We start from the raw sequence: 25,108 nt of genomic DNA on the forward strand, positions 1-25,108 counted from the left end.
ACTAGAATCTGTGTTTTAGCGCCCTTACGCTGACCACACCAACGGAGGAGGCGGCGATGCCCCGAAAGCCGAGCACAAGCGTCGATCTTCGCGAGGTCGAGAGGCCCGCGGGGCCAGTGCTGCACGGTCAGGGCGCAGATTTTTCTTTCGCGCTGCAGGCTCTGATCACGGCCATGAACTCGACGGGCCTCAGAGAGAGCATCATGGCTCAGAGCGAGTTCCCGTTGCCGGGCGACATGCCCGCATTCCTCATCCTGAACCAACTCATCTACCGGACGACTTCGCGGCCTTCTGACCTCGCCGATGCCATCGGTACCGGGCGGTCGAACATCAGCAAGATCGTTCGTCGACTCGAAAACGCGGGGTTGGTCGGTCGCATGCCGGACCCTGAGGACGGTCGGCACAGCGTGATTGGTCTCACAGCGGAAGGGCATGCGGTCGCCCGACGAATCGTCGGGGTGTCCAGCGGGGGCTACGAACTCATCTTCAGTGACTGGACGACAGAAGAGTTCGAGCTCCTTGAGAAACTGGTCATCCGCCTCGTCTCGAATATCGATGAGCGACTCGACCACGTGATTGAGCGTTCGGCCGGCGTCGTGATCCGCGAGAGCGGCGATGCGGGGGCCTTCCGCGAACAGCGGAGCTCTGCGGCTGCAGACGACGAGGCCCCGGTTCCCGCATAGCCCGGGGCGCGTGAGCGTGCGGCGTGCGGGCCGCGCATCACGCTCAGATCTGCGGGCTCGAATGTGACATTGCGTGCGCGCGATGGTCGCGGCCCACCGCCGACTTCGTGACGCCTCGGCGTCTGCCAGATTCCTCTGCGGGAGGGCAGCAAACGGGTACTCCCGCACGCTCGTGTGCCTGTTCTCGACGGCGGTGGAGCTGCGTCGCGAACAAAAATTGTAACGATTCATCAGAAAACAATTGTCCTGAGGACAATCTAGATGTACTGTCGCCATGTCGATCAAGACCTCTACAGCGGCTCACGCTGGCGAGTGAAACCTCGTGCGACGAGCCGGGGGCTCCATCGACGCATACCCATGAACCCAACGGAGAGTTCCATGCAGGAATCAATGACCCGATCCTTCGCACTTGTGGCGGCCGCTGCGCTGACGCTGACTGGATGCTCTGCCGGAGGGCAGAGCGATTCGGCGGGTGGCGAGACTGTCCTCACCATGTCAGCGTGGGCAGATGACCCGATGGCCGCGGCCCTCATCGAGCAGTTCGAGAAGGACAATCCGGGTGTGACCATCGAGTACACCGGGCTGCCCTGGCCGAACATCCTCACCCAGATCAGCACCGAGCTGTCGTCTGGAACCGCTTCGGACATCGTTGTCGCCTTCTCGGGCCGAGGAAACGCACTCGGCGTTCAAACGCTGGCGAAGGGAAACTACGTCGCCGACTTCTCGGACTCGTCTTGGGCGGACTCTTTCACCGGTCCGACCAGGGCAGCCTTGGGGGCCGACGACGAGGTTCTCTTCGGCTCCAACGCGCTGACCATGGTGCCTGCCATCTACAACTCGCAGGCTCTCGAAGCTCTCGGCGCGGCCGCGCCGACGACCTTCGACGAGGTTCTCGACCTGTGCAGCGCTGCGAAGGCGGAGGGCAAGGTCGCGTACGCGCTGGCGGCCCTGGCCGGTGGCAACTACACGAGCTTGACGATGGCGCTGGCATCCACTCTCGTCTACGGAGAGGACCCCGATTTCACCGAGCAGCAGATCGACGGCGACGCCACCTTCAGCGACAGCGACTGGTCGCTCGTCTTCGACAAGCTCGGCGAGATGGTGGACGCGGACTGCTTTACCGCTGACGCGACCGGCGTCAGCCTCGATATCGCTCAGGGGCAGGTTGCGAAGGGCGAGGCGATTGGCATCGTCGATGTCACGCCGGCTATCGCCAACATCGCAACGCTCGCCCCCGAGGGGGCCACCTTCGAGACCGCGCCGTTTCCTGCCACGAACGACCCCGAGGACACGAAGCTGCCCGTCGGATTCGGCGCGGGTTACGCGGTCAATGCCAAGTCGAAGAATCTGGAACTCGCCAAGAAGTTCGTCGACTTCTACATGTCCGAGGCGGGTCTGAACATCGCCCTCGAGAGCGGATCGATCTACCCGAGCATGCCTGTCGAGGGGTATACCGCACCTGAAGCGCTGACCGGTATCGCCGACCTCGCCTACAGCGACAGCGCGGCACCGCTCTTCGACGCGACGTGGCCGAACGCTGCCGTCGGCCAGGCGTACGGCGATGGGGTCCAGGGCTTTCTCACGGGACAGCTCTCGGCCGACGACGCCCTTGCCCGCATGGACGCCGCATTCAACGGCTGACGCGCACCATCTAGTCCTCTCGGGGTGCGACGGATCTGTCGCACCCCGAGGTGACTCTCTTTCTACTTAGTTGAGGAATCGAAATCTTATGGCAATTGCCACAGCTGCAAGCGTGGACGCAGCCTCCCCCGCACGTCGCCGGCGACGTTACCGCGGCTTCGCGCACAGCGTCTGGTGGTTCGTTCTGCCCGCCGCGGCGCTCTACCTGTTCGTCGTCGTCTACCCGAGCGTCCGAGGAAGCCTCTACGCGTTCACCGACTGGGACGGCATCACACCGAATCCGCAGTGGGTCGGGATGGACCAGTTTGCCCGTATTTGGGCGGATCCCGCGGGAGCGACAGCCATCGCCAACACCGCGATTATCGCGGTGGCGGTGACGGTGATCCAGAATGTCGTTGGGCTGCTCATCGCTCTCGGCCTAAACTCGCGAATCAAGTCACGCAACATTCTTCGCGTGGTCATCTTCGCGCCAGTCGTCATCACCTCCATCGCGGTCGGCTTCCTTTGGAAGAACCTGCTCGCACCCAACGGTGCCCTCAACCAAGCACTCGAAGCTGTCGGGCTCGGCGCTCTGCAGCAGAACTGGCTCGGCAACCCGGACACGGCCCTCTGGTCGGTGATCCTGGTGGTCTTCTGGCAGTTCGTCGGTTACTCGATGGTCATCTTCCTTGCCGGGCTGCAAGGGATCCCACAGGAGATCCTCGAAGCCGCCGCCATCGACGGGGCGGGCCCGATCCGACGATTCTGGTCGGTGGTGCGCCCGCTTCTCACCCCGGCGATCACGATCAACGTCATGCTGTCGCTCATCTCCGGCCTCAAACTGTTCGACCAGGTGCTGGCCATGACCGGCGGAGGGCCCGGCGGAGCGACCGCCACGATCTCCACCCTGATCTACACCAACGCCTTCAACCTCGGACGGTTCGGATACGGAGCTGCGCTAGCTCTCGTCCTCAGCGTCTTCGTCGCGGTCGCCGCGATCATCCAGTACCGCCTGCTCACCCGTCAGGAGCGTTGACATGTACCGGTACACCTGGCGAACGGGGATCCTCGAGGTCATCATGATCCTCGTCGGACTCATCTTCCTGTTCCCCGTCTACATGCTCGTCAACCTCGCGCTCAAAGCCCCTGGAGACCAGAGCACAGCACTCTCTCCCGTCCTCCAGCCGACCTTCGATAACTTCACCGCCGCGTGGCAGCAGGGCGGGTTCGGCGAAGCACTCCTCAACAGCGTCATCGTCACCGTCAGCGTCGTGGTCCTAACTATCGTCCTGGCATCCGCTGCGGCGTATCCGCTGTCCAGACTGGGATCTCGATGGTCCAGGTGGACATTCGTCGGCTTCCTCGCCGGGCTCCTGCTGCCGGTGCAGCTCGCCTTGTTGCCCCTGTACCAGAGCATCCGTGACATCGGGCTCCTGGGCACGCTTCCTGGCGTCATCATCGTGTACGTCGGGGGAGGGATGCCTTTCGCGATCTTCCTCTACGCGGGGTTCATGCGAGCTCTTCCCTCAGAGTACGAGGAAGCCGCAGCCATAGACGGAGCGCACGCGTTCCAGACGTTCTGGCAGGTCATGTTCCCACTGGTGCGGCCCATCACCGGCACCATCGCGATCCTCACCGCCGTCGGCACCTGGAACGACTTCCTGATTCCACTGCTCTATCTCTCGGGCACGGATCAGCAGACGATGACCGTCGCGATCTACGGTTTCGTCGGACAGTACGGCTCAGAGTGGAACCTGATCTTCGCCGGCATCATCATCAGCGTGCTTCCCATCCTCATCGCGTACTTCTTCATGCAGAAGTACATCGTCCAAGGCTTCGCGGGCGGGCTGAAAGGCTGACCCATCAGCTAGCCAATCCCCGCATCGACCACCACCCCAACTAGGAGCTCACCGCATGACTGAATCGACAGCAACCTCCCCCTCGACCGATCTGCAGATCGTCGACGCGATCTTCGACGGCCCCCACGGTCCGGTACCCATCCGCATCTACAAGGTGGCAGGCACCGAACCCCGCTCCGGGCTGCTGTGGCTGCATGGCGGCGCCTTCATGTTCGGCGGCCTGGACATGCTCGAAAGCCACTGGGTCGCGCAACAGCTCGCTAACGGAGAGCGAGTCGTGGTCGCGGCGGACTACCGTCTTGCGCCGATACCCGAAGCGCTCGCGGCACATGTTCCGCCTCGTCCCGGTCACCACTTCCCGGTCGCTTCGGAGGAGTTGACTGCTCTCTTCCAGGCGCTCGTAGCCACCGATCTGGCCGGCGCAACCAGCGAATGGGCAGTCGGGGGAGCGAGCGCCGGGGGAAATCTGGCGGCAGGCGTTGCCATGCGGCTCCGCGACGAGAAGGGCCCGTCCCCGGTGGGCCTTCTGCTCGCGTACCCGCTGCTTCACGCCGAGCTTCCCCCCTTCCGCCCGGAACTGGCGGCCAAGGTCGCCCAGCTGCCCGAAGCATCTCAGTCGGGCCCCCTGGAAGTTGCGGGTCTCAACATTCACTATGTCGGTGGGGACGCGGAGGCGCTGCGCAACCCCTACGCGTTCGCTGGCGGCCACGATCTCGAGGGACTTCCCTCGACGTTCGTCCTCAACAGTGACAGCGACGGATTGCGCGCCTCGGGTGAAGCATTCGCCTCCGAGCTCGCAGCCGCGGGGGTGGACGTCCAGGTGGTCAACGAACGCGGGACAGTCCACGGCCACATCAACGGTCCTGACAACGTCGGTGCAGATCGAAGCATCGCGAGGATCCGCCGCTGGCTGCAGGACACCGAAGAGCAGGCTCAGCAGTAGGCGACCTCATCGGAGACTAGGTCTTGGCGGGAGTCTGCGCCCCTCGCAGACTCCCGCCAAGGCTGCCAGCCGAAAGTCCGGGGTCGACCGTCACCGGTCGCGCTACGAGGACGTTTGCACGTCCACTCGAAGTAGGTCGGCGGCCAGCATATACACCCAGGAGACGCACGACTCGACCTCCGCACGGGAAAGATCGGCATGTACGCCTTTGCTGGCGAGATCGTCGAGTGACTTCAGGCGCGTGCCCAGCGATACGAGGTTCGAGGCCAAGAGGTCTGCGTGAGTGGAGCGGCCTCTGCGCTCAAGGATCCAGGCCGTGAGACGGTTTCGGTAGTGGTCGTCATCCATCGACCGGACCACTCCGTCTTCCCCGGTAACCGGGCCGCCGGGAGGATACAGGGCGTCAGCGAGGGCTTTGATAGCTCGACGACAGGAAGTCGCGGCATGGCTACTGAATTGGCCTGACTTTCGTTCCGTTCTTCAAGCAAGGATTGTGATGTCTCAGGACTTCGGTAACAGAAGTGGATCAGGACATCGGTAACGCTCGGCGTGTCAGGACTTCGGTGACGGTCGAGGTCATGGTCTCTTTCGGGGGCCTCGTGGGTGGCCGTTGCTGACGTAGCGGGTGCCGGGTGCGGGCCAGGGGTGCTCGATCAGGAGTTCTCCGGTCCTGATGTCGTAGAACCCGATGGTGGCCTCGTCGCGGACGATGGTGACGAGGGTGCCGGCGAGGTGGCTGCCGATCTGGAACTTCACGCCCTTGACCTTGATCCCGCCGCTGACGGTTACTCGTCGTGTGTTGTCCGGGAGGAACGCGCCGACTGCCGCGACCGGCGAGGAAGTCGGGGCTGCCGGTGTGAGAGGGCGGGGCGGTTCAGCCGCCGGTGTCGCGTCCCAGGCCTGCTGAGGTGTGAGGTGCCCGGGCAGTCCCTGGTGCGGGCGTTCGGTGTTGTAGATCCGGTCGAACGCGTCAACCTGCGCCTGGAGTTCAGTGAGTGTGGAAGCGATCGGCTGCTTGTCGAGGTATCGGAACAGCGTCTGGTGAAAGCGCTCGTTCTTGCCCTGAGTGGTTGGTTTGTATGGCTTGCCGGTGATCGGCTTTACTCCGAGGCGGGTGACGTAGTCGACGAGTTGCCCGACGATCCCTCGCCGGGATGGGTTCAACGCGACACCGTTGTCCGTGAGGAGTCGTTGCGGGACGCCGTGCGCGGCGATGCCTTTCGCGACGACGTGAACGGCAGCGTCGGAGGTCTCGCCCGCAGAGACGTGGGACGCGACCGCGAGGCGGGAATGGTCGTCGATGAGTTGGGAGATCACGCACTTGCGACCCCCGGTGAGGACGTACTCGGTTGCGTCGAGCTGCCAACATGCGTTCGGTGCGGGATATACGAATCGGCGATATGACGCCCGCGGTCTCTTCTTCGGGTCCGCGCGGGCGACGCCTGCGTCCCGGAACACGCGCGCGAGCGATGCCGTCGATGGTGCAGACAGGCCCATCGCGGTCATCTTCGCGTGCACGCTAATCGGCCCGTGATCCAATCCTGACTGCTCCAACGACGCCCGCACCTGCAACGCCTGAGCCGTGACGGTGTCGCTCAGTCGTGTCGGCGAGGTGCGCGGGCGACGTGACTTCGGCTCAAGCACCGCCGCTGGGCCGTCGACGGCTGCTCGCGCACGCAACAGGTAGAACGTCTTCCGGGAGATGCCATGCTCGGCGCAGAACGTCGTCACCGCTCCACGCGGCGCGTCGTCGGGCCACTGAGAGATCGTCAGGCGGACACGAGGGTCAACGGGTTCATTTCTGCTCACACCTACATACGAGCGGCTGAAGTGTCACCACGAACAACACCGGAATCGTCACCGATGTCCTGATGCAGAACCGTCACCGATGTCCTGCGAGATGACATCTTCAAGCAAGGATGGAACACGATGAACAGGAAGTACTCACCGGAGATGCGTGAGCGTGCGTTGCGGATGCTCGCTGAGGCGCGGCCGGAGCACCCGAACATGATGAGCGCGGTCCGACATGTCGCCGGGCTGCTCGGGATGAGCCCCGAGACGCTGCGTCTCTGGCAGCGCCGCTACGAGGTCGACGCCGGCACCAAGCCCGGGCTCACGACCGACGCCGCTCAGCGGATCAAGCAACTCGAGAAGGAGAACGCCGAGTTGCGGAAAGCGAACGAGATCCTCAAGGCCGCGAGCGTGTTTTTCGCGAAGGAGCTCGACCGGCCCTGACCGAGATGATCCGGTTCGTCGATGATCGTCACCGGCGCGGCGTCCGGTATCGGCAGGGGCACGGCTCTGCGCCTGCTGAGCGAAGGTGCAGCTGTCGCCGCGCTCGACCTCCGGGGCGAAGACCTCGAGTAGCTGCGGGACAGCGTCCCGGCCGACAGCCGCGACCGCCTCATCACGCGCCAGGTAGACATCTCCGACGAGGAATCCGTGAAGGAGGCTGTCGCTGATGTGAGCGCACGTCTCGGCGGGCTGGACGGCCTGGTCAACGCCGCGGGGATCCTCTACGGCGACCACACTCACGAGGTGACGTTGGCCCGCTGGAATCGCCTGCTTCAGGTCAACCTCACTGGGACGTTCCTCATGGTCCGCGAGAGCCTGCCGCATCTGCTTGCGGATCGTCCGGGCGTCATCATCAACTTCGCCTCCACGTCGGCGTTCTTCGCACACCCGTACATGGCTGCCTACTCTGCGACCAAGGGCGCGATTGCATCGTTCACGCACTCCATCGCGCTCGAGTACGCCAAGCAGGGGCTACGGGCCATCAACGTCGTTCCGGGCGGGATCCAGAGCGGCATCACGAGCACCACCGCGCAGAACCTCCCGGCGGACACGGACTGGACCCTGTTCGGCAACCTTCAGGCGCAACTCAATGACGGGCGCCAGGGAACTCCGGAGGACGTCGCAGGCGTCATCGCGATGCTCATCTCTGACGACGGTGCCTTCATCACCGGCACTGAGATCCGCATCGACGGTGGTGCCCACATGTAGTGCAAGGGTTGGGCTGCTCAGCGAGATGCCGGAGAGAGGCGGATGGTGCGGGATGTGCCTTGCGGAGATGGGTGCGTGCAATTTTGCACCCCGCGCCGATGACGCTTTCGGGAAGCGCAGGGCTACAAGGCGTCAGCGAGCTGGCGGGTTAATGATGAGCGTCGGTGCCGTCCCTAACTGTTCGATCTTCGCCCACAGCCTCGACGGAACCGCATGACGCTGTAGCTCCTCTAGCTCATTCAGGCACTGAGGCGAGGAGGTGCCGACGGCGGTCGAGTCGATGAGGCACGACTGGAGCGAGAAGGCGAGGGCGACTGCGGAAAGCGAGCGGCCTTTCTTCTTGCACAGAACTCGACGGCACGAGGCAAGGTCAGGAGCTCGGCGGAGGCAGGTGGGTATGCGTATCTCGCGCCCTGCCGCGGACCGGCGGCAAGGAGGCCTGCGCCGAACGGTGCGGCGCTGAAGGCAATCATGCCGCGGCGGCGAGCGTCCTCGAACAGTGCCGTCGCACTCTGGTCAACGAGGGTGAATCGGTTGTGACAGAGCACCGCATCGAACACGCCGCTCGACACGTAAGCGCTCGTCATCGGGATAGGACCGCCGGCGACACCGATGGCGCCCACTGCGCCGGAGTCGCGAAGTTCAACAAGACTTTCGACGGCCCCTCCGGGCCCCAGGGCATCTGACATCGTGAGCATGTCAGGATCATGGAGGTTAAGAAGGGGACCGTTTCGATCCCGAGCCGCGCGCGACTCTCATCGAATGAGCGCATCACACTGTCCCGGTCGAATCGCCCTGACGGAATCGACATCGACCCTAGTGATGATGTCTGCAGAGCGGGTGGGCCCCAGTCGATTTGCTGCAGCACCGAGGACTGCCTCAGACCGGCCGCCGGCGTAGTTGTTCGACGTGTCTACGTATGCGTGGCCGGAGGCGAGCGCGAGCTCTGCGAAGTCGATGGCGCCGCGTTCCTCGACGGAGCCTACGGTCGTGTTTCGCCCGAGATTCGACAGCCCCAGGGTGAGGGAAGAAGGGATCCTCAGACGGGCTTCGGCGGTCACCGGTGACTCTTTCGTTCCGTGGATGGGTGTGCGGTCACCCCCCCCGGCAAAAACCGAACAGTGGTCACACATCGACGGCAGGGTCCCGAAGAGAGGAGGTCGTCATGAACGGGCTGAAGTGTCCATCTCCGTCAGCGCCTCGGGGACGACCGACTCGAAGAACAAGACCATAGCGGCGCTCATGTCCGCGGATGGGTCGATGAGCCACTGGAGCTGCACGCCGTCCCATGTTGCGATGAGGAGCCGGCCCAGCAAGTTCGCGTCGCGCTCGGGGGCGATACGTCCCTGCTTCTGGTCGTATGCGAAAGCGGCCGCAAGTTCCTGTGACTTGCGTTCATAGCGGTTGACGAACCAGTCGTGCGCGGGGTGGGTTGGCGCTGACGATTCGGCCGCCAGGATCGCGAACAACCTCAGCAGCTCCGGTCGTTCGACGCTGGAACGCACTCGTTCGAGCGTTGCAGGAACGATGCCGCGCTCGACGCACGCGGCGTTGAAATCGAAGGCCTCGTTGCCTGAAGTTGTCCCGTCGGACCTCTCCAAGACCGCCTCAAGAAGCTCGTACTTCGTGCCGAAGTGATGGACCACGCTGGTCAGGGCTACATCCAGTTGGCGGGCGATGTCTCGCAATGAACCGCCGTGGTAACCGTGCGTGCCGAACACCGTCGTCGCTGCATCCAGGATGTCGTTGGAGCGCTGAGCGGACTTGGCGTACGGTCCGCGGGTGCCAGCGGATTTCGGTCCAGTCATGAACCTGACCCTACCGACTTCCTTCACTCACGTCACGCCAGCGCGCCCCGGCTCGCGCGTCGAAACGAAAATGTAGCAATTGTTCCGAATTCGATGTATGGTGACTTCACCAAGGGTGGCCCGCGTCCGGGCTTGCCATGTTCACAAGGAGGTTGACATGACTACACGCACGTCCCGCGTACGGCGAGGGGTCGTCGTTCTCGGCTCTTTCGTAGCCGCTTCGGCTCTGCTCGCCGGGTGCACCGGTGGAGGCGCCGGAGGGAGCAGTTCCGGAGACACCACACTCGACGTCATGGTCGGAGCGCAGGATCTGTCGGAGGAGCAGATCGCAGCGTTCGAGAAGGACAACCCGGGCATCAAGATCAAGATCGTTCTGTACGACCTCACGCGCCTGAACACGATGCTCACGTCCGGAAACACGCCGGACATTGCGTTCGGAAACGCGGTCGGTAGCGCGAACTTCAACGCCCGTGGTCTGGCCACCGACCTCACGCCGTACCTCGAAAAGAGTGAGGTGCTGAAGGAGGATGACCTCCAGCCGGTGAACGACGCATTCCGCTGGGATGGCTCCAAGAGTGGTGAGGGCCCGATCTACGGCATCGTGAAGGACTGGAGCCAGGACAACGCGCTCTGGTACAACACGGCGCTGTTCGATGCTGCCGGCGTCCCTTACCTCAGCGACACGGAACCGATCACGTACGACGAACTTCTCGACATCTCGAAGAAGCTCTCGAAGTTCGAGGGCGGCACGACCACCGTGTACGGCCTGGGCATGGAGTGGCAGTGGAGCCTCTACGGTCCTCTCGCTGCGATGGTCGAACAGCAGGGTGAGAGTCTGTTCAACGACGACCTGTCCGAGATCGACTTCACCTCGGACGCCGCTCAGAAGGCCCTCCAGTGGTTCGTCGACTACGGACAGTCCGGCGTCGGCCCGACGTCCCTCAACCCGCTCCCGGACGGTTCGGACTACTCGACCTTCGCCGCCGAGCGCATGGCAATCAGCCAGGACGGCTACTGGTTCGGAGGCAACTTCGCCGGCGACGACGCACTGAAGACGGTGCGCTTCGCGCCTGCACCCACCATGGGTGACACCCCCGCAGCGATGAGCTTCGGCGGCGCGGGACTGTGGATTCCCGAGCAGGCGAAGGACAAGGACGCCGCCTGGAAGTTCATGGAGTACTTCATGGCGGGTGAGCCTGCCGAGGCGCGTGCCTCCAGCGGATGGGGCCTCCCGTCGCTGAAGTCCCTGTCGGACAAGCTGCCGCAGGAACAGCCGTTCCAGCAGCAGGCGTACACGGTCGTGCAGTCGCAGCTCGACAACACCGTGCCGCTGCCCGACTCGCCCTACATCTCGGCGGGGCTGCTGCAGGACACCATCGACAAGTACCTGCAGCTTGCCATCAAGGGCGATCTCAGTGTCGAGGAGGCTGGCTCGCAGCTGACCGATGAGTTGAACGACGCGCTCGCCAAGGGCATCGACCAGATCAAGGAGTAATTTGATGGCTCGCAAGTGGACCCGGTACCCGAAACGGACGTTCTACGCGTTCGTCGCACCGTGGGCGATTGGTTTTCTGCTGCTGACTGCGGCGCCCATGGTGTACGGGTTCGTTGTGAGCCTGACCAACTTCGATGGAAGCTCGCCCCGTTTCAAGTGGGTGGGGATCGCGAACTACATCGAGCTGTTCTCCGACAGCGACGTGTGGGCGGCACTTCTGAGGACGCTGGGTTTCGCAGCCCTCGTTGTGCCGCTCACCGTCGGCGGATCCCTGGGTCTGGCCGTCCTCATCAACCGTCGGCTGAGAGCGGTGGGTCTGTGGCGCACCGTCTTCTTCCTGCCCTCGGTTGTGCCGGTGGTGGCTATGGCCATCATGTGGAAGCTCGTCCTTAATAAGGACGCCGGTATCCTCAACGCCATCCTCGGGACGGTTGGGATTGACCGCATCGCGTGGCTCATCGACCCGATGGTGTTCTGCTCGCTCATCATCCTCATGCTGTGGGGATTGGGAGGCGGCATGATCATCATGCTCGCTGCGCTCCAGGGTGTTCCCGCTGAGCTCGAGGAAGCAGCCATCGTCGATGGCGCTGGGCGGTGGACGGTCTTTCGTCACGTGACGATCCCGATGATCTCGCCCATCCTGTTCTTCCAGCTTGTCACTGGTGTCATCACCGCGCTGCAGGTGTTTGTCCAGCCGTTGCTGCTGACGAACTCCTCCGGGATTTCCGCCGCAAACGGCGTTCCCGACAGCACCAAGCTCTACATGGTGCAGGTCTATCAAGAGTTCTTCCTCAGCAACCGGTTTGGTTACGGCTCGGCGATGCTTTGGATCTTCTTCATCATCATCCTCGGGCTTACCCTCGTCCTGCTGCGCTCCAGCAGGTCCTGGGTCTATTACGAAGTCGACACTGAAGCCGAAAGCGAAGGAGCAAAGCGATGACCCTGGAAGACACCTCCACGCGAGCGATGGTCGCACCGGCTGCTCGCCGCGCACCTCGTCGGCGCAACGTTCTCACGAACGCCAAGAAGCGACCGACGGCATGGACGTACATCCTCATCCTCGCGCTTACTGCCTTCTTCGTCGGCCCGTTCATCTGGCTCGTCCTTGCCGCGCTGAAGACGCCTGCCGAGTGGGCCTCGCTGCCCATTTCCATCCTTCCTGAGGAGGCGCAGTGGAATAACTTCGTCTCCGCGCTTACCGATATGAACTTCATCGGATACGCGGGGAACTCGCTCTTCGTAGCGACGACCTACTCAGTCCTCATCACTCTGTCCAGCGCCGCCGTCGGGTTCGGGTTCGCCCGTCTCCGCGCTCCCGGTAAGAAGGCCTTGTTCCTGGTCGTTCTCGCGACGATGATGATTCCGCAGATTCTCACCCTTCTCCCGACGTACGTGATGTTCGCGCGTATCGGACTGCTGAACACCTACTGGCCGTGGGTCCTGTGGGGTCTGGCTGCCTCGCCGTACATGGTTTTCCTCTTCCGTCAGTTCTTCTCCTCGCTGCCTAAGGAGCTGGAAGACGCAGCCATCATCGACGGTGCGGGATGGTTCCGGATCTTTGCGACCATCTTCCTTCCGCTGTCACGGCCTATCCTCATCACCTCGTTCCTGCTGTCGTTCACGTGGACCTGGGGTGACTACATCGCCCCGGCTCTGTTGCTCGACTTGGACCGAACGACGCTCGCTGTGGCCATCACGGCCTGGTATCAGGACCCCAACGGCAACGTGATTCCGACGATTCAGGCGGCGGCCGCCGTGATGTACATCATCCCCGTGCTGCTGATCTTCTTCTTCGCCCAGCGGTACTTCGTCCAGTCGAACGTCTCCTCCGGGATCAAAGGCTGATCCATCTCCCGGACGGGCCGTCGACGGCCCGGCCGGGCACCACTCCCGAGCACCCGTCACCAGCGGGGTCTTCGGACTCGCCACACAACCGACAGGAACTGTCTTCATGCATGACCACCTGATCCGAAACGGGACCCTCACGTTCCCGCCCACCTTCACTCTGGGAGCGGCAACCGCGGCGTACCAGATCGAAGGCGGCGCCACAGAGGGTGGTCGTGCGGCATCTATCTGGGACACATTCAGTCACACCCCAGGGAAGACGGCGGGCGGCGCCACCGGTGACGTGGCAGCCGACCATTATCATCGCGTGCCCGAAGACCTAGGACTCATGGAAGCCCTCGGCCTCGACGCGTATCGGTTCTCCATCTCCTGGTCGCGCGTCATGCCGCTGGGGGAGGGGGACGTCAATCCGGCAGGTATTGAGTTCTACTCCACCCTTATCGACGGCCTCCTCAGCCGCGGCATTGACCCGGTGGTCACGCTGAACCACTGGGACCTTCCGCAGGCGCTGGAGGACAAGTACGGCGGATGGCGTGGTCGGGAAACGGCGTACGCGTTCGAGAAGTACGCCGAGGTGGTCGGCGCGGCGTTCGGAGATCGGGTTGCGATCTGGAGCACGCACAATGAGCCGTGGAACAACTCTTTCTCTGGTTACGGGAGTGGCGCATTCGCGCCAGGAGGCACCAGTCACGAGGACGCGCTGAAGGCTGCGCATCATCTCAACCTCTCCCATGGTCTGGCGGTGCAAGCCCTGCGGCGAACCATCACCCGTCCGGGTGCTCAGGTGTCCGTCGCACTGAACATCTTCCGGGTCCAGGCTCAGTCGCCGGATGACGAGGACGCTGCCCGACGTTTCGACGCGGTCGCGAATCGCGTCTTCACCGGACCGATGCTCCGCGGTGAGTATGACGCCGACCTTCTCGAGGACACGCGCATGTTCACGGACTGGGCGTTCGTTGAAGCTGGCGATCTCGAGGTCGCGCACCAGCCACTGGACCTCCTCGGTGTGAACTACTACGAAGTCATGCATATCCGTCAGGCGCCGGGATTCGTGCCCGGGAGCGAGACTGCTGGCGGCACGGCATTCCCAGGGTCGGAGCAGGTCGAGTTTGTACGCCGAGGCGATCTCGCACGAACCGGAATGGACTGGGGTATCGAACCACAGGGACTGGAAGAGCACCTGGTGGCGCTGTCCGAGCAGTTCCCCGACCTACCAATCATGGTGATGGAAAACGGAACCGCCTTCCCCGACGAGGTGATCCTTGTCGACGGCACTCGCACAGTCCTCGACCTGGACCGCACCAGCTACCTCGCCGACCATGCTGCCGCCACGCATCGCGCCCTGTCGCGAGGCGCGAATGTCGTGGGTTACTTGGTGTGGTCTCTGCTCGACAATTTTGAGTGGGCGGCCGGATACGGCCCACGTTTCGGCATCATCCACGTGGACTACGAGACGCTCGAACGCACTCCGAAGCTGAGCGCTCATTGGCTCACCATGCTCTGCTCGACGCGCACGGTGCCCGTGCTGTCGTCGTCCGGCTCCCCGGAGCTCAACGCTCAGCTGGCAACAACGTCTGCGGACCGCTGAGGGACGAACAGTTGTGACATCGGCGCACCACGGGGTGTGCCGCCTGACTAGGGATAAGGGAACCGCAGTGAAACCGACTCAGGCCGTGACCGAAGACGGAGTGGCATACCGGGACCTTAATGGCAACGGGGTGATGGACCCGTACGAGGATCCTCGGTTGTCCCCTGAGGAGCGCGTTGCGGACTTGCTGCCCCGTCTCTCGCTGGAGGAGAAGGTGGGGCTCCTCTTCCAGACCGTCATCGAAGTCGGCCCTGGCGGAACCCTCCTGGAAACGTCAGGTCATATCAGCAAGTCGCCCACGTCGACCGTGGTTCGGCAGAAGCACATGAACCACTTCAACGTGCACAAGCTCGAGTCCGCGGCAGAGGCCGCGTCCTGGAACAACGCACTGCAGGCTCTCGCCGAACAAAACCCGCATGGTATCCCGGTGACGATCTCAACCGACCCTCGGCACTCGTTCACAGAGAACAGCGGTGTGGCGTTCTCCGCGGGCCCGTTCTCGCAATGGCCGGACGCGCTGGGGCTTGCTGCCCTGGACGACGATGATGCGATCCATGATTTTGCTCGACGTGCAGGGAACGAGTACCGCGCCGTCGGGATTCGCGCGGCGCTGCACCCCCAGATCGACCTTGCCACGGAGCCGCGCTGGGCGCGGCAGCTGCAGACGTTCGGAGCGGATGAGGAGCGGGTGTCGCGATACACGCGTGCGTACCTGTCCGGGTTCCAGGGTGATGTCTTGGGGCCGGGCAGCGTGGCATGCGTCACGAAACATTTCCCTGGGGGTGGGCCCCAGAAAGACGGAGAGGACGCGCACTTTCCCTATGGCCGTGAGCAGGTCTACACCGCCGAGGCGTTCCAGACTCATCTTCAGCCGTTCGTCGCAGCAATCGAGGCCGGCACGGCAGGCATCATGCCTTACTACGGCATGCCCATCGGATTGACGATTGACGGCGAACAGGTCGAGGAAGTCGGCTTCGGCTACAACCGACAAATCCTCACCGGTCTCCTGCGGGAGAAGCTCGGATTCGACGGGGTCATCCTCACCGATTGGGAGCTGGTGAATGACAACTACGTCGGCGAGCAGGTGCTTCCTGCCCGGGCTTGGGGCGTAGAGCACCTGGATGCCCGCGGCCGTATGCTGAAGATCCTCGAAGCCGGGGCAGACCAGTTCGGTGGGGAAGAGTGCACGGACATCCTCCTCGACCTTGTCCGCATCGGCCTGGTCGACGAACGACGACTCGACCAGTCGGCTCGTCGCCTCCTTCTCGTGAAGTTTCAGCTCGGCCTATTCGACAACCCCTACGTGGACGTCGACCAAGCGGTTGAAGTTGTCGGCTCAGCGGAGAACGCTGCGGCGGGGCTGCGAGCTCAAGCGCGCTCGTTGGTCATCCTCGAGAATCGCGACCAGTTCCTTCCGCTCCGTGGCACGCCACGAATCTACGTCGAGGGTGTCGATCCGGTCGTCCTCGAAGGACGTGCCCACGCAGTGTCAGATCCGGCTGAAGCAGACCTTGCCATCGTCCGGGTCGGTGCACCGTTCCAGCCCCGAAACGACCTCTTCCTCGAGGACTACTTTCACCAAGGGGACCTCGAATTCGCTCCCGGTCTCATCTACCGCCTGCAGCAGATCGCACACAGCACCCGCCTTCACGTAGACGTTGCTCTCGACCGCCCAGCGATCCTTACACCGCTGACGGAGTTGGTGTCCGGACTCACCGTCAGCTTCGGGGTCAGCGACGAGGCATTGCTGCTCGCACTCACCGGGTGTATCGAACCACGGGGGGTCCTCCCTGTCGAAATTCCACGGTCGATGCACGCGGTTCGCGCGTCCCACGAGAGCATCCTAGGGACCCTGAACCCGCTCTACAGCGTCGGCGATGGACTGCGTCTTGGCTCGGACGGGACTGTCCGAATAACGGTGGATCTGGTCTGGCCTGACCGAAAGGAAGGGCGATGACCGATGTCATCGAGATGATCGATCCTGTGACGGGAGAGATCATCGATCAGCAGCAGCTCGCGGAGCAGTTGCTCGCGCAGGCGAAGGAGCAGGGCGTCAGCCTGGTCGGCCCGGGAGGGTTGCTGGGGAATCTGACGAAGACGGTGCTGGAGACCGCCCTGGAGGCGGAGATGACCGAGCACCTCGGATACGACAAGCACCAGCCCAGCGCCGGGGAGAATGCCCGCAACGGGACACGCTCGAAGACGGTCCTCACCGAAGTCGGTGCCGTGCAGATCGACGTGCCCCGGGATCGGGACGGGTCATTCGAACCGAAGATCGTCCGCAAGCGGCAGCGCCGGCTGGACGGGATCGACGAGATCGTGCTGTCACTGACCGCGCGCGGGCTCACCACGGGTGAGGTCGCGGCGCACTTCACCGACGTCTACGGCGCGAGCGTGGGCAAGGACATGATCTCGCGGATCACCGACAAGGTGATCGAGGAGATGACGGAATGGTCCAACCGGCCACTCGATCGCGTGTATCCGGTGGTGTTCATCGACGCGATCGTGGTGAAGGTGCGGGACGGGCAGGTGCGGAACAAGCCGTTCTACGTCGCTGTCGGCGTCACCACGGCCGGGGAACGCGACATCCTCGGGATTTGGGCCGGTGACGGCGGCGAGGGTGCGAAGTTCTGGCTCGGGGTGCTCACCGAGATCAAGAACCGCGGCGTCGAAGACGTCTGCATCGTCGTCTGCGACGGTCTCAAAGGCCTGCCCGAATCGATCACCACCGCGTGGCCGCTCGCGACGGTGCAGACCTGCATCATCCATCTGATCCGTAACACATTCAAGTACGCGGCGTCCCGCGCGCACTGGGACGAGCTCGCCCGCGACCTTCGCCCCGTCTACACCGCCCCGTCCGAGCCGGCGGCGAAGGCACGGTTCGAGGAGTTCGCGGAGAAATGGTGCACGAAGTACCCCGCGATCCGGCAACTGTGGGAGAACGCGTGGCCGGAGTTCATCCCGTTCCTGGACTACGACGTCGAGATCCGCCGCATCATCTGCTCGACGAACGCGATCGAGTCCCTCAATGCGAGATACCGACGCGCCGTCCGCGCACGCGGGCACTTCCCCAACGACGCCGCCGCGCTGAAATGTCTGTACCTCGTGACCCGATCGCTTGACCCCACCGGGCGGGGCCGGGCACGCTGGGTGACGAGGTGGAAGCCGGCGCTGAACGCGTTCGCGATCACGTTCGAAGGCCGCATCAACTAACCATGCGCCAGATCAGATCCACCGTTTATCGGACAGACCCGCTCGGACAGCGATGCAGTTAGTCGGGCCTAAGTAAGTCCGGGTGCCGGCAGGCCTGTCGTGAGCGGTGGGCTGGCCGCGTCCGCCTTGCGGGGGTGTGTCAGCGAACGCGGCCAGCGGTTCGGGGCGGGGTGGGCGAACAGAGGAAGCCTGCTCGCCCACCCCGCTGATCAATCCACCGTCACGACGACGGGTTCAGATGAGGTTGAGCCGTTCGCGTTCGTGAACGTCGCTGTCAGCGTGTGCGCTCCGCGGGCGACATCCTCCAGCGTGAGCGTTGCGGTCTGCGCATTCGGGGTCGCTGCGCTCAGCTCGCCAGCCCCGACCTCCACACCGTCGAGGAAGAACGCATATGAGGTGGCGTTGGTTCCCCACCACAGGTTCGCGGTCGCGATGACGTTCCCATCGCGGTCCCAGTTGTCCGTGCTGACCACCGGCTGTGCCGGTGCGGCATCGGTGACGGTCACTGTGACAGAAGACGTGTGGGTGACGCCTTCTGAGTTGATGAGCTCGGCGCGGTACGTGTACGTGCCGTTCGCTTTGCCCGAGAACTCCGTTGACGCCGTCTGGGACGTGACATCTACCGCATTCAGCTGCTGGCCGTCTACGAGAACGTCGTTCTCGTAGAGTCGGTAGTAGCTGCCGGGTGTCCCATGCCAGAGGTTCATCTCGATGTTGTAGTTACCGTCGCGGAGCCCGTTCGCCCATCCTGCAGTGCTCGACAAGACTGCCGCGCTGGGTGCGGAGCCGTTGTGGATGTAGGACTTGAGGGCGTCGCGAACCGCTACGTAGGCCGGCTTCGGATTGAACTCCTCGTCGAACATCGTCGGCTTCGCGCCGGGAAGCCAGGTGTAGAGGTGCTTGTCCGTGAAGCCCCATACGCTGATGTCGGTCACTCCAGCCGCGAGTGCTTCAGCGACGACATCTCCGTAGATCTGAGCCTGCGAGATGGGGTCGTAGGTGTGCACATCGAGCTCGGCGATGGTGACGTCGAGTCCGAGTGCGCGGTAGTCGTTGATGATGTCGGTGAGCACTCCAGGCGTCGGGCCGACATATGTCTCGTGCATTTGCAGGGCCACGCCATCGAGGGGGACGCCATCTGCGACCATGCCTGCGACAAGGTCGTAGAGCTCCTGCCGTTTGGCGGGATAGAACTCGACCATGTTCTCGTTGATGAAGAGTTTCGCCGTCGGGTCTGCGGCATGCGCGATGCGCAGAGTTTCGGCGACGTAGTCCGGGCCCATGCGCTCATAGAACAGGTTGTGTTCGAGGCCCTCGCCGCCGAAGGTCGTGAACATCTCCGTGACGATGTCCCACCGATCCATCTTTCCGCTGTAACGCTGCATGATGGTCTCGAAATGCTCGACGACGGCGGCCCGGAACTCTGCCGGATCGGTCTTGGCGACCAGATAGTCGGGGTTGAACGACCGGGAGATGCCGCTGTGAGCTTTGACCTCCATGTCATGCTCCTGCGCGAAGGCAACGAGACGGTCGAGGCCGGCGAAGTCGAAGACGCCCTCCTCCGGCTGCACCATGTTCCACTTGAACTCGTTCTCAGGTGACAGGCTGTTGAACTGCTCGGACAGCGTTGCCCCATAACGGGGGTCCGTGAAGTAGTTGGCGGGGCGGTCGTCCGTTGTGGATTCTGAGGCCTTCACGGAACCAGAGCCGAAGAGGATGCCTGCTTGTTCGGCAAGCTCTCGGATGGTTGGTCCGGAATCGGTGGTGTGGTCTGCCATGGCGGGTGCGGAGGTGATGAGGGATGCTCCAAGGAAGAGGGTAGATACAAGGGCGAGCGTCTTGCGTGTTCTCATGAGTCTCTGATTCTTGTTCTCCGCGCGCAAACCAGCGTCCGCGCACGGGTAGGGAAACTGCAGGGAGGGAACTCGGAAATGTGCGTTGCGGGGCGTCGCAGATCCTTTCTGACTCATCTTTGAGTGGGATCGAGAGCCGCTGGCACGCTTATCGTGCTGACGGTTGGAGAAAATGTAGCAGACGTACGGATTTCAAGGAACCGCCCGTTGCGCCCTCGCGGCACGGTGGATGAGTCGCGGACGCTTACGCTGAGCCAATGAATGATGACGGTGTCGGTGATGCTCCGCGTTCGATGAAGATCCTCATGACTAAGCAGTACGAGGCGCATGAGTTCGCGCGGGTCGACATCGCTCAGCTCCGCACGTGGTGGGAGTCGCCAGTGAATGACGTCATGCGGGATCTCCATCGATGTCGAGCGGAGTGCTCCGACCGACATGGCCCTGCCTGCCAGCGTGTGCAAGACATCGATGCCCAGGCGGCCGTGGAAGATGGGGCAGCGCACAAAGGAAGCCTTCGCTACGAGGGTTCCATACCGCTGTTCGTCGACTCGGCGACCGTCGGTGCCAGGGCTCCTGAAGGATCGGCGCAAGCGCGTTTGACGCTGTCCTTGATCCTCGACCCACTTGTCGTAAATGCGGAGGGGTGATTCGGAGAGGGCCGACATCGGTTGCGCACGATTCTGGGTGAGGGTGTTACGGGCGCCGTTCCTGTGATCGTCGGGTGACACGCGACCCGGGGTTATTTCCGCCATCTGGGATGTGCGCCGCTCGTTGCCCGCGGTTCTGGCGAGCGCGAGCGATCTCAACGCCCGCGCGACATAGGTTTGACGCGCGTCAATATTCGTGATTATCTGACAGAGTCCCTGTGTCGTTCGCGCGGGGATCACGCTACGGCGAGGCGCACAGAAGGGCCCCGACATGACCACGACCTACCCCGTCCTTTCTCCCGAGGCACAGTTCATCTCGGCAGCGAACGTAAGCGAGGAGGGGGATCCGGCACCGTACTTCCGCCGAGAGTTCCAGGTGAGCGAGGGCCTGCGCTCGGCCACGTTGCGCGTAACCGCACTCGGGATCGTCACCAGCTTCGTCAACGGACGACGGGTGGGCGAGGATGTCCTCGCGCCGGGATGGACCGCGTACCAACACCGCATCGCCGTTTCCACGTACGACGTCACCGAACACATCACGCCGGGTGACAACGTGCTCGGAGCGATAGTCGCGGATGGTTGGGCGGTGGGCAAAATCGGGTTCGAGCTCAAGCGCCATCACTACAGTGACCGCCCCGCCCTGTTGGCTGAGCTGGTGTTGGAGTACGAAGACCGAACCGAAAGCATCACGACGGATCAGAGCTTCCGCGTCGGTGAAGGCGCGGTCCGCTCCGCGAGTATCTACGACGGTGAGGTGTACGACGCTCGGCTGCAGTCGACCGGATGGGATCTGCCCGGATTCGATGACGCCGCTTGGGAGCCGGCGACCGCGCATCCGCAGGACGTCTCCGTGGTGACGGCGGACGGCCCACCGCCCATCCGCCGCACCGAGGAGCTGCCTGTTGCCTCCATCATCTCCACGCCAGGCGGTCGCACGGTCGTGGACTTCGGACAGGTTCTCACCGGGTGGGTCCGCATTCGCGTCAGCGGGGAAGAGGGGCAGACCGTGGTTCTGCGCCACGCTGAGCTTCTCAATGCGCACGGCGAACCAGAGTACGAGACTCTTCGCACCGCTAAAGCAACCGACACCTACACGCTCAAGGGCGACGACGAGGAGACCTGGGAGCCGGACTTCACCTTCCACGGTTTCCGATATGTCGATGTCGAGGGCTGGCCTGGTGAGCTCGACGCGACCGCTCTGACCGCGGTGGTCATCCACAGCGAGATGAACCGCACTGGGTGGCTGGATACCTCGGATCGCCTGCTCAACCGCCTGCACCAGAACGTGGTCTGGTCCATGCGTGGAAACTTCCTCGGTGTTCCGACCGATTGTCCGCAGCGGGACGAGCGACTGGGGTGGACGGGTGATCTTCATGCCTTCGCGCCGACAGCCGCATTCCTGTACGACGTTCGAGGAGTACTCGGATCCTGGATGGAAGACGTTGCTGCGGAGCAACGCGAGAAAGGGTACGTGCCCTTCTACGTACCGGACGTATCGACGACGCCCTCGGCGCCGACCGCGCTGTGGAGCGACGTGGTCGTCGGGTTGCCGTCGATTCTCTACCGGGAATACGGCGACGTCGAAATCCTCCGCCAGAACTGGCCGGCGATGACAGCCTTCGTGGACCAGGTCGAGGCTCTCCTCGACCCGACGGGTCTGTGGGGTTCGGGCTTCCAGTTTGGCGACTGGCTTGACCCGGATGCACCCGCTGACGATGCCAGCGGCGGCAAGACGGACCGGTACCTGGTGGCCTCGGCGTGCTTCGTGAAAACGGCGCAACAGATGGCGGATGCCGCGCGGGCACTCGGACTGGTCGACGAAACAGTGCGGTACACGGAACTGGCCAAGCGCACCCGCACCGCCTTCCGTGCCGAGTACCTGGCCCCGTCCGGACGACTCGTGAGCGACTCGGCGACGGCCTACGCGCTCGCAATCTGCTACGACCTGCTGGAACCGGAGCAGCGAGTGCGTGCCGGTGAGCGCCTAGCGCAGCTCGTTACAAAGGGTGGCTACACCGTGTCCACGGGTTTCGTGGGAACCCCTCTGGTCGCACACGCGCTCTCCGACACGGGGCACGTCGATACCGCCTACCTCCTCCTTACGGAGAAGGAGTGCCCGTCCTTCCTCTATCCGGTGACTCAGGGCGCAACGACCATCTGGGAGCGATGGGATGCGGTCCGTCCTGACGGAACTCTGAACTCCACCGGCATGACCTCTCTCAACCACTACGCGCTGGGATCCATCGCACACTGGATGCACCGTGTCATCGGCGGTCTTGAGGCCGTGGAGCCTGGATACCGTCGTATGCGTATTGCGCCGCAGCCAGGTGGGGACCTCACGTCTGCACTCCTCGTGCACGACACCGTCCTCGGCGAGGTCCGCATCGCATGGAACATCACGGAGGGACAGGTCTCGATGACGGCGACGGTGCCCGAGGGAGCCTCTGCGGAGGTCGTGCTGCCCAACCATCCGGATGGTCTCGAACTGGAGGTAGGGGCGGGAACGCACACCTGGTCCTATGACGTCGGCGTCGAGGAGCACGAGGACTATACGTTCGATACGTCCCTGAAGACCCTGGCCGAGGATCGCACGGCGTGGCGAGCGCTGACTCAGGTCTTCAAGAAGCACCTTCCGTTCCCCATCGATGCATCAGGGCCTGACGCAGCGCACGTCAATCTCAACATCCTGCTGGCCGCAGTCCCGCACAGCACCCCGGAGCTCGAACGAGACCTCCGTGAGACGTTGGCCGCGCTGTGACGAATCGAGGCGACATCCACGTCTTCTGCAACCCCCTCGATCTCGCATACCGGTACCAGGACTTTGCCCGCGGACCGTTGCGCGCGGTCTTCCGGGAGGCGGCCGACCCCTCGGTGGTGCGGTTCCAGGACCACTTCTATATGTTCGCGTCGATGAGTGGCGGGTTCTGGCATTCGGCTGATCTGCGCCAATGGCATTTCGCCGCCGCGCCTGACCTGCCCGCAGGGGACTACGCGCCAGACGTCCGCGAAGTCGACGGGGCGCTCATCGTCACGGCGTCGAGGCGGAAGCCCGGTAGTCCCATCTTCCGGTCGCGCGATCCTCTCGGCCAAGGCTTCGAGCAGATCAGCGAAAGTGCCTTCGCGTGGTGGGACCCGAACCTGTTCCAGGACCTCGATTCTCGAACGTATCTGTACTGGGGGTGCTCGAACAATGAGCCGTTGCGAGGCGTCGAAGTGTCTCCGGACTCTCTCTGCCCGCTTGGGGAACCCGTCGACGTCCTGTCGGGTGACATCTCTGCGTACGGCTGGGAGCGAAACGGCGAGAACAACCGGATGGCTCCTCCCGCGACGCTGGGCGAGAAGTTCAGTGCGAAGGCCTTCGGTACGCACAGCCCGTCTCCGTATCTGGAAGGCGCGTGGATGACGCGCCACAAAGACACGTATTACTTCCAATACGCCGGCCCGGGCACTGAGTACAACGTGTACGCCGACGGCTATTACACAGCTCCATCCGCCCTCGGACCGTTCACCCCGTCGCCGCACAACCCGTTCTCCTCCAAGCCCGGCGGATTTATCACCGGCGCCGGCCACGGCAGCACCTTCCAGGACGGGTACGGGAATTGGTGGCACGCAGCCACCATGCGGATCTCCGTTAACCACCGGTTTGAGCGCAGACTGGGTATCTTTCCCGCGGGGTTCGACGATGACGGCGTGCTCTTCTGCAACCAGACCTTCGGGGACTACCCAACGGCCGTCCCCGATGGTCCTGCCGACCCATGGACAGCGAGTACGGGATGGATGTTGCAGTCGTACCGTGCGCGCGTGGCCGCGAGCTCTGCAACTCCAGGTCATGGGCCGGAACTGGCTGTAGATGAAGACGTTCGCACCTGGTGGGTGGCTGGCGATGAGAGCCCAGAGGAGACGCTCACCCTCGACCTCGAGCACCCGCGCGAGGTGCATGCCATCCAAATCAACACCGCTGACCACCAGCTCGCTCGCCGAAAGCCCCGCCGGCCCCGCCGCGGTCCGGACGAGCAGCCTGTCGCGTTGCGGGCCGTGCATCCGCAGGACCATCCGGTGCGGTACACCCTGGAGGCATCCGTCGACGGGGAAGCCTGGTCGATGCTGCACGACGGACGCACCGATGCATCGGATCGCCCGCATCGTCTCCTCGTCCTGGAACACCCGCAACAGGTGCGTTTCGTGCGCATCACGGGTGTGTCGTCGCCCTGGAACGCGCCTCTTGCGCTGAGCGGCGTCCGGGTGTTCGGACACCACACGGTGCCGGCACCGCCTCGAGCTGAAGCGACCGTGCGACGGACCGGTCCTCTCGACGCTGAAGTGACCTGGAAGGCTGTGCCTGAGGCTGACGGTTACAACGTCCGGTATGGCTTGCGCCCGGACCGGCTGTATCACTCTTGGCAGGTACTCGCGGCCGAGTCGGTCACACTCTCTACCCTCAACGCCGGGGAAGAGTACTGGGTCGCCGTGGACGCGTACGGTCCTGGCGGAGTGACGGCCGGGGACCCAGTGCTCATCGCAGGCGAGTAACGGGACGTCGGTCGTCACTGC

19 protein-coding genes and 2 pseudogenes are annotated in these 25,108 nt (G+C 63.6%); 16 read left to right on the plus strand and 5 right to left on the minus strand.

Annotation, left to right across the window (positions count from 1 at the left end):
* The first annotated feature begins 56 nt into the window (after nt 1-56).
* The 5 genes from AC3RXZ_RS14845 to AC3RXZ_RS14865 all read left to right on the plus strand — a co-directional run bounded on the left by AC3RXZ_RS14845 (nt 57) and on the right by AC3RXZ_RS14865 (nt 5,105).
* Nucleotides 57-683 carry a MarR family winged helix-turn-helix transcriptional regulator gene (locus AC3RXZ_RS14845; RefSeq protein WP_491494530.1) on the plus strand — a complete coding sequence of 209 codons (627 nt, stop codon included), beginning with the start codon at nt 57-59 and terminating at the stop codon, nt 681-683.
* Nucleotides 684-1,199: 516 nt separating this feature from the next.
* Nucleotides 1,200-2,324, plus strand: coding sequence for an ABC transporter substrate-binding protein (locus AC3RXZ_RS14850; protein ID WP_498265594.1), 1,125 nt, complete (start codon nt 1,200-1,202; stop codon nt 2,322-2,324).
* Nucleotides 2,325-2,412: 88 nt separating this feature from the next.
* Complete coding sequence (locus AC3RXZ_RS14855; protein ID WP_498265595.1) at nt 2,413-3,339, plus strand: carbohydrate ABC transporter permease; 927 nt, start codon at nt 2,413-2,415, stop codon at nt 3,337-3,339.
* A 1-nt stretch (nt 3,340) separates the two neighbouring features.
* Nucleotides 3,341-4,162 carry a carbohydrate ABC transporter permease gene (locus AC3RXZ_RS14860; RefSeq protein WP_491494533.1) on the plus strand — a complete coding sequence of 274 codons (822 nt, stop codon included), beginning with the start codon at nt 3,341-3,343 and terminating at the stop codon, nt 4,160-4,162.
* A 55-nt stretch (nt 4,163-4,217) separates the two neighbouring features.
* Entirely contained in the window at nt 4,218-5,105 is an 888-nt protein-coding gene (locus tag AC3RXZ_RS14865; RefSeq protein ID WP_491494534.1) for an alpha/beta hydrolase, read from the plus strand.
* 576 nt (nt 5,106-5,681) lie between these two features.
* Here the strand turns inward: AC3RXZ_RS14865 and AC3RXZ_RS14870 are convergent.
* Nucleotides 5,682-6,914 (minus strand): integrase core domain-containing protein, encoded by a 1,233-nt coding sequence (locus tag AC3RXZ_RS14870; RefSeq protein ID WP_491494535.1) that lies wholly within the window; start codon nt 6,912-6,914, stop codon nt 5,682-5,684.
* A gap of 120 nt (nt 6,915-7,034) precedes the next feature.
* On the opposite strand from AC3RXZ_RS14870, the pseudogene AC3RXZ_RS14875 reads away from it, so the two are divergent.
* Nucleotides 7,035-7,337 (plus strand): annotated as a pseudogene (locus AC3RXZ_RS14875) (transposase); the annotation flags it as partial.
* A gap of 24 nt (nt 7,338-7,361) precedes the next feature.
* A pseudogene (locus AC3RXZ_RS14880) lies at nt 7,362-8,108 on the plus strand (SDR family NAD(P)-dependent oxidoreductase).
* A 239-nt stretch (nt 8,109-8,347) separates the two neighbouring features.
* On the opposite strand, the gene AC3RXZ_RS14885 reads toward AC3RXZ_RS14880, so the two are convergent.
* From AC3RXZ_RS14885 to AC3RXZ_RS14895, 3 genes are all read right to left on the minus strand, one after another.
* Nucleotides 8,348-8,806 (minus strand): aldo-keto reductase family protein, encoded by a 459-nt coding sequence (locus tag AC3RXZ_RS14885; RefSeq protein ID WP_491494536.1) that lies wholly within the window; start codon nt 8,804-8,806, stop codon nt 8,348-8,350.
* Nucleotides 8,807-8,863: 57 nt separating this feature from the next.
* Nucleotides 8,864-9,169: an aldo/keto reductase gene (locus AC3RXZ_RS14890; protein WP_491494537.1), complete on the minus strand. Its 306-nt coding sequence runs from the start codon at nt 9,167-9,169 to the stop codon at nt 8,864-8,866.
* Nucleotides 9,170-9,271: 102 nt separating this feature from the next.
* On the minus strand, nt 9,272-9,916 hold the full coding sequence (locus AC3RXZ_RS14895; protein WP_491494538.1) for a TetR/AcrR family transcriptional regulator: 645 nt from the start codon (nt 9,914-9,916) through the stop codon (nt 9,272-9,274).
* A 157-nt stretch (nt 9,917-10,073) separates the two neighbouring features.
* Between AC3RXZ_RS14895 and AC3RXZ_RS14900 the strand changes: the two genes are divergently transcribed.
* The 6 genes from AC3RXZ_RS14900 to AC3RXZ_RS14925 all read left to right on the plus strand — a co-directional run bounded on the left by AC3RXZ_RS14900 (nt 10,074) and on the right by AC3RXZ_RS14925 (nt 18,057).
* On the plus strand, nt 10,074-11,411 hold the full coding sequence (locus AC3RXZ_RS14900) for an ABC transporter substrate-binding protein (protein WP_491494539.1): 1,338 nt from the start codon (nt 10,074-10,076) through the stop codon (nt 11,409-11,411).
* A gap of 4 nt (nt 11,412-11,415) precedes the next feature.
* Nucleotides 11,416-12,351, plus strand: coding sequence for a carbohydrate ABC transporter permease (locus AC3RXZ_RS14905; RefSeq protein WP_491494540.1), 936 nt, complete (start codon nt 11,416-11,418; stop codon nt 12,349-12,351).
* Complete coding sequence (locus AC3RXZ_RS14910) at nt 12,348-13,256, plus strand: carbohydrate ABC transporter permease (RefSeq protein WP_491494541.1); 909 nt, start codon at nt 12,348-12,350, stop codon at nt 13,254-13,256. Before AC3RXZ_RS14905 ends, AC3RXZ_RS14910 begins: the two co-directional genes overlap by 4 nt.
* Before the next feature lie 106 nt (nt 13,257-13,362).
* Nucleotides 13,363-14,844, plus strand: coding sequence for a GH1 family beta-glucosidase (locus AC3RXZ_RS14915; RefSeq protein ID WP_491494542.1), 1,482 nt, complete (start codon nt 13,363-13,365; stop codon nt 14,842-14,844).
* A 67-nt stretch (nt 14,845-14,911) separates the two neighbouring features.
* Nucleotides 14,912-16,801, plus strand: a complete 1,890-nt coding sequence (locus AC3RXZ_RS14920; RefSeq protein WP_491494543.1) for a glycoside hydrolase family 3 protein — start codon at nt 14,912-14,914, stop codon at nt 16,799-16,801.
* Nucleotides 16,802-16,815: 14 nt separating this feature from the next.
* A complete protein-coding gene (locus tag AC3RXZ_RS14925; RefSeq protein WP_491494576.1) occupies nt 16,816-18,057 on the plus strand; it encodes an IS256 family transposase in 1,242 nt (413 codons plus the stop codon).
* Between the two features lie 209 nt (nt 18,058-18,266).
* Here the strand turns inward: AC3RXZ_RS14925 and AC3RXZ_RS14930 are convergent, their stop codons facing one another.
* Nucleotides 18,267-19,910: an endo-1,4-beta-xylanase gene (locus AC3RXZ_RS14930; RefSeq protein ID WP_491494544.1), complete on the minus strand. Its 1,644-nt coding sequence runs from the start codon at nt 19,908-19,910 to the stop codon at nt 18,267-18,269.
* 257 nt (nt 19,911-20,167) lie between these two features.
* Between AC3RXZ_RS14930 and AC3RXZ_RS14935 the strand changes: the two genes are divergently transcribed.
* From AC3RXZ_RS14935 to AC3RXZ_RS14945, 3 genes are all read left to right on the plus strand, one after another.
* On the plus strand, nt 20,168-20,557 hold the full coding sequence (locus AC3RXZ_RS14935) for a hypothetical protein (RefSeq protein WP_491494545.1): 390 nt from the start codon (nt 20,168-20,170) through the stop codon (nt 20,555-20,557).
* 271 nt (nt 20,558-20,828) lie between these two features.
* On the plus strand, nt 20,829-23,315 hold the full coding sequence (locus AC3RXZ_RS14940; RefSeq protein ID WP_491494546.1) for an alpha-L-rhamnosidase: 2,487 nt from the start codon (nt 20,829-20,831) through the stop codon (nt 23,313-23,315).
* A complete protein-coding gene (locus AC3RXZ_RS14945) occupies nt 23,312-25,087 on the plus strand; it encodes a family 43 glycosylhydrolase (RefSeq protein WP_491494547.1) in 1,776 nt (591 codons plus the stop codon). Before AC3RXZ_RS14940 ends, AC3RXZ_RS14945 begins: the two co-directional genes overlap by 4 nt.
* Nucleotides 25,088-25,108 lie beyond the last annotated feature (21 nt).

The sequence above is a fragment of the Microbacterium cucumeris genome, from assembly GCF_058349845.2.